Origin of the sequence: Collinsella sp. AM18-10 (assembly GCF_003471585.1) — a bacterium.
GTDB lineage: Bacteria > Actinomycetota > Coriobacteriia > Coriobacteriales > Coriobacteriaceae > Collinsella.
The window spans coordinates 1-1,596 of the sequence record NZ_QRJO01000016.1 but is presented as its reverse complement, the minus strand read 5'-3'; the positions used below and the strand labels follow the sequence as shown (position 1 = coordinate 1,596).

1 protein-coding gene is annotated in these 1,596 nt (G+C 73.1%); it reads left to right on the top strand.

Going from position 1 to position 1,596, the window contains the following annotated elements; genetic code table 11:
* The first annotated feature begins 108 nt into the window (after positions 1-108).
* Positions 109-1,371 carry an IS30 family transposase gene (locus DW211_RS08500; protein WP_118095256.1) on the top strand — a complete coding sequence of 421 codons (1,263 nt, stop codon included), beginning with the start codon at positions 109-111 and terminating at the stop codon, positions 1,369-1,371.
* Positions 1,372-1,596: the final 225 nt, after the last annotated feature.

Genomic DNA, 1,596 nt, shown 5'->3' with positions numbered 1-1,596 from the left:
AGCCTCAGGACTCAGCGCAACGCGTTGCGCTGAGTCCTGAGGCGCGAATCCGGGTAGGCAACCCCAGAGGGGCCGGAATCCCCCGGCCCGCGATGGAGGGAGGCCGGCATGTCCAGACCCAAGCCGTCCGGAAGGTCGTACGGGAGGCTCACGAGGCACGAGAGGAACACGGTCGAGAGGATGCTCGACCGCAACCGCAGCGCTCGCGAGATCGCCGCGGAGCTCGGCAGGTCGCCCTCGACCGTGACCAGGGAGGTTGCGGCGCACCGCTACGTCACCGCGCCGCGCTCGCGCTACGGCGAGCCCGCGCCCGCGGACCTCTCGGGGGCCTGCCCCAGGCTCTCCGCGTGGCCGAGGTGCTGCAACGGCTGCTCGCACAGGAGGGGCTACGGCTGCTCGAGGAGGCCCAGGGTGTTCTACAGCGCCAGGAGGGCGCAGGAGGCGGCCGACGCCGAGCTCTCGGCGAGCAGGTCCGGGATCGACGAGACCGAGGAGGGCGCCGCCGCCAAGCTCGCGGCCATCAGGGACGGGCTCGCGCGCGGGCTCTCCCCGCAGCAGATAGCGGCGACGACCCCCGGGCTCAGCGCCTCCACCGTCTACAGGTGGGTGGACGCCGGCTACGACGGCATGACGAACATGGAGCTCAGGCGCAAGGTCGGCTACAGGCCGAGGTCGCGCCGGGCCCCGAAGAGGGCGACGTCCCACTCGTCGCGCAGGTCGCACGCGTCGTTCCTCGCGCTCGGCGAGGACGCCTGCGCCGCGGCCTGGGAGATGGACACCGTCGAGGGCTCCAGGGGCGACTCCGCCAGGCTCCTCACGCTCCTGCACCGCCCGAGCCGCTTCCAGCTGGCCCTGCCGCTGCCGGACGGCACGTGCGCCTCGGTCCTGGCGGCGCTCTCCTCCCTGCGCGGGGTCCTCGGCGAGGACGGCGCGAGGCGCGCCTTCGGCGCCGTGCTCACCGACAACGGGAGCGAGTTCGCCGACGAGGGCGCCATCGCGGCGCTGATCGGCGAGCGGGACGGCGAGACCAGGCTCTTCTACTGCGACCCCCGGCAGAGCCAGCAGAAGGGCGCGTGCGAGAAGAACCACGTGGAGATCAGGAAGCTGCTGCCCAAGGGCGCCGGGGCCAGGTTCGACCGGCTGACGGCGGCGGACTGCGCGCTGCTCATGTCGCAGGTGAACTCCGAGCCGAGGGGGGCGCTCGGGTTCCTGACGCCGGCGCGCGTGCTGCGGATGGCCCTCGGGGAGGACGCCTCCGCCCTCATGGACGCGCTCGGGATAGAGGAGCTGGCGCCCGGCGAGCTCGACCTCACGCCCGGCTGCATCGACAGGGCCAGGGCCGCGAGGGGCGAGGGGCCGCTGGCGGGATAGGCGGCGGGCCGGGACATGGGCCGGAAGGCCCGTTGCGCTGAGTCCGGAACGGCTGCGCGGCGGGCTGGCGGAGCATGCGGCGGCGGCATGGGGGCACCGGCCTCCATAGCCTCTCCACCTGCGGAAACGGTGCGACGGCCAGGTGCCGGGAGCTATTCCCGCGTTGCGCTAGCTGCGGAAACGCGGGGCCCGTTCAGGCTGTTGCGTTGAGATTGAAAATCAACC

Bases quoted from the DNA above. Each gene is read 5' to 3' on its own strand.
- DW211_RS08500 (WP_118095256.1), top strand. From the start codon at position 109: ATGTCCAGACCCAAGCCGTCCGGAAGGTCGTACGGGAGGCTCACGAGG.